At 66.8% G+C, this 2,437-nt stretch carries 6 protein-coding genes and 1 pseudogene; 2 read left to right on the top strand and 5 right to left on the bottom strand.

Annotated features, from left to right (window positions below; translation table 11 throughout):
• The 5 genes and pseudogenes from K228_RS28660 to K228_RS0124550 all read right to left on the bottom strand — a co-directional run.
• Window positions 1–93 (bottom strand): annotated as a pseudogene (locus K228_RS28660) (XRE family transcriptional regulator); the annotation flags it as partial.
• A gap of 34 nt (window positions 94–127) precedes the next feature.
• Window positions 128–253, bottom strand: coding sequence for a hypothetical protein (locus K228_RS30095; RefSeq protein ID WP_281171615.1), 126 nt, complete (start codon window positions 251–253; stop codon window positions 128–130).
• Between the two features lie 97 nt (window positions 254–350).
• Window positions 351–542, bottom strand: a complete 192-nt coding sequence (locus K228_RS0124560) for a hypothetical protein (RefSeq protein WP_025620737.1) — start codon at window positions 540–542, stop codon at window positions 351–353.
• Window positions 542–832 (bottom strand): hypothetical protein, encoded by a 291-nt coding sequence (locus K228_RS0124555; RefSeq protein ID WP_025620736.1) that lies wholly within the window; start codon window positions 830–832, stop codon window positions 542–544. Before K228_RS0124555 ends, K228_RS0124560 begins: the two co-directional genes overlap by 1 nt.
• 28 nt (window positions 833–860) lie before the next feature.
• Window positions 861–1,352, bottom strand: coding sequence for a hypothetical protein (locus K228_RS0124550; protein ID WP_025620735.1), 492 nt, complete (start codon window positions 1,350–1,352; stop codon window positions 861–863).
• Window positions 1,353–1,519: 167 nt separating this feature from the next.
• Between K228_RS0124550 and K228_RS0124545 the strand changes: the two genes are divergently transcribed.
• Together K228_RS0124545 and K228_RS0124540 are read left to right on the top strand one after the other, a co-directional pair.
• Window positions 1,520–1,762: a hypothetical protein gene (locus K228_RS0124545; protein ID WP_018812422.1), complete on the top strand. Its 243-nt coding sequence runs from the start codon at window positions 1,520–1,522 to the stop codon at window positions 1,760–1,762.
• A gap of 111 nt (window positions 1,763–1,873) precedes the next feature.
• Window positions 1,874–2,401: a helix-turn-helix domain-containing protein gene (locus tag K228_RS0124540; RefSeq protein ID WP_025620734.1), complete on the top strand. Its 528-nt coding sequence runs from the start codon at window positions 1,874–1,876 to the stop codon at window positions 2,399–2,401.
• Window positions 2,402–2,437: the final 36 nt, after the last annotated feature.

The raw sequence follows: 2,437 nt of genomic DNA, 5'->3' as shown, positions 1-2,437 counted from the left end.
GACCCGGGTGTCGAACTCGGCCGCCTCGCCGGGCGTCAGCACGAGGTCGTGCTCGCCGAGCAGAAGTCGTAGCCGCCCGTTGAGGACATAGAGCCCACGGCATGGGGGTACGGGGCCACCCGATCTGCTACTTGCTGCTGCTGTTCTTGCGCAGGTCGTCGCGGATCCGCTCCACCTCGCCGGCGTTACGGTTGTCCTTGTCCCGCTGCTGCCGGTCCCGCTGCGCGGCTAGCGAGCGCACCTCGCCGGCCATCACTCGACCCAGACCCCGGTGTGGGGTAGGGCGGTGGGGGCAAGCCAAGACCCGTTGCGGGTCTCGTTGCTTGCGCGGACCCGAGCCCACCAGGCGTTCACTGGACTGGCCTTGTCGTGTACGCGCCGCGGTCGTAGCCGTACGACACGGGCGACCGGTAGGGGCCGCTCGCCGCGGCCGGTACTTCGACCTTCCGGCCATCCGCGTACGTGACGCGCAGTTGGTGATTGCGGCGACGCACCCGGTGGATCACCGCACTCGGCGTGTTGCTGGCGGCCTGCGGCGACATCAGGCACCCCGCCTTGCGGTGTTGATACGGTCGGCGATCTGCTGCGCCAGCATCAGCGCCCACATCAGATCCGCCGTCGATCCGTAGGTGCCCTCTACCCCGATGACGTCGATCACCGCCAAACCTTCGATGACGATGCCTTCCGGTCCCTGCTGCACCCGCTGCGTGACCTGAACCTTCCAGGTCGCCTCCTCGTGCCAGTCGGAGCCCTTCCAGATACGGGAGTAGTGGTCGATCACGCCCGGGTCGGGGGTGTGGCACTCGACGCACCAGTCCGGGTCGGACGGCATGAAGAACGTGGTCGTTGTGGTGGGGCGGTCATCGGCGGGCCGCCTTCCGCTGGGCGCGGTCACGGGCGGCGGCAGCGGCGTGCGTGTCCCGCAGCTCGCGGAAGGTGCGCGGCCGGGTCGGCTGCGACAGCGATTCGACGAGTTCGGCGACCTTGGCGGTGTCGACGGGCGACTCCATCAGGTCCAGCAGTGCGTTGATGTGCGCGATCCGCTGCTGGGATGGTGTGTCGTGACGCTGCTGTACCCGCAGTAGTTCGGCCCGCAGCGCGTCGTCCAACGCCTGGCGGATGCCTTCCGGGCCGACGCCGTTGTCTGCGCCTTCTGCGATGGTGCGGTAGGCCAGGTTGGCGGTGTCTACGTCGGCCGTGGTGAAGGACAGTTCGTGGTATCGGTGGTCACCGGTGGCCGCGTGGACGTTGATGGCGAAGCCGCCGTCCACGGGCAGGCTGAGGATGATGCGGTAGTTGCCGTGGGTGCGAGGGGACTGCTCGCCGGACACGCTGATAGCAGCGTCGTGCATCTCGGGGTACCTCCCGATCGGGGCTCCGTTGGCGTTGGCGCGCTTCCCGGTGCCGTGTTCCTGATGTCTACGACAGTAGACGTCCCCTGACTTGCATGTCAAGTATTCCAGGCATACGATCATAGGCGAAGTTGCGAACGACAGTAGGCAACCCAGAGCATGGGGAGGTGACCAACTTGCAAGATGTGATCGACGCGTGGAACGACATCGCCCGAGCCGAGGAGCGATACCGCGAGACGCTGCGCGCCGCCATCTCCGACGGCGTGCCGCAGGTGGCGATCTCCAAGGCGATCGACCGCACTCGCGAGATGCTGCGGCGCGATGCCATGACCGACGATCAGCGAGCGGAGTTCAACAAGGCCGAGGCCGAACGTCTACGCCGCCGACGGGCCGACAAGAACCAGACATAGTTCGGGGCCGGGAGGCGCGCCAACGCCTGGGCCCCGGCCCCTGACGGAGAGGTACCTCCGCTAAATGCAAACTACGTTGCGAACTGGTGTGCGAGCACGGGAGGCCCACCCGTGAGCCCCACCATGCCCGACAACGAGCCCACCCAGCCGGGGTGGGTCAGCCAGGTATCGATCGCATGGGCGTTCGACGACGCGCCCTGCCCTACCGAGTTGCTACCGGTCCTGCTTGCCATCGCCCGCCGCTGCAACAACGCCGGCACCGGCTCCTATCAGTCAAAGCCGACACTGGCGAAGAAGACTGGCAAGTCCCGCGATCAGGTCGATGCCGACGTCAAGAAGCTGCTGGAACTTAACTTGATCCGGCTCGGCGACCAGACGCTTCCCGAACGCAACGGCGTGCCCGCTGGTCAGCGGCCCGTGGTGTACGACGTGGCGTTGGAGATACGCGGACCGAAGCCATCCAAGGCGGGACGCAACAAGGAGGGCAAGAACAAGGGCGGCCAAGGCAAGGCCGAAGTAACCCCCGGTATGGGTACCACCCCCGGTACCGATACCGGGGGTGGTACCCATACCCCCGGCACGGAACTTGTCAAGGCCGGTGGGACCAGTGGGTGTTACGCCGCTTGCGGCATCGGTTGATCGGTAGCGGGTTCGGTGGGGTTGATCCAGACGGTG

The organism is Salinispora cortesiana (assembly GCF_000484695.1).
Lineage (GTDB): Bacteria > Actinomycetota > Actinomycetes > Mycobacteriales > Micromonosporaceae > Micromonospora > Micromonospora cortesiana.
This window is presented reverse-complemented; position numbering and strand designations above follow the sequence as displayed.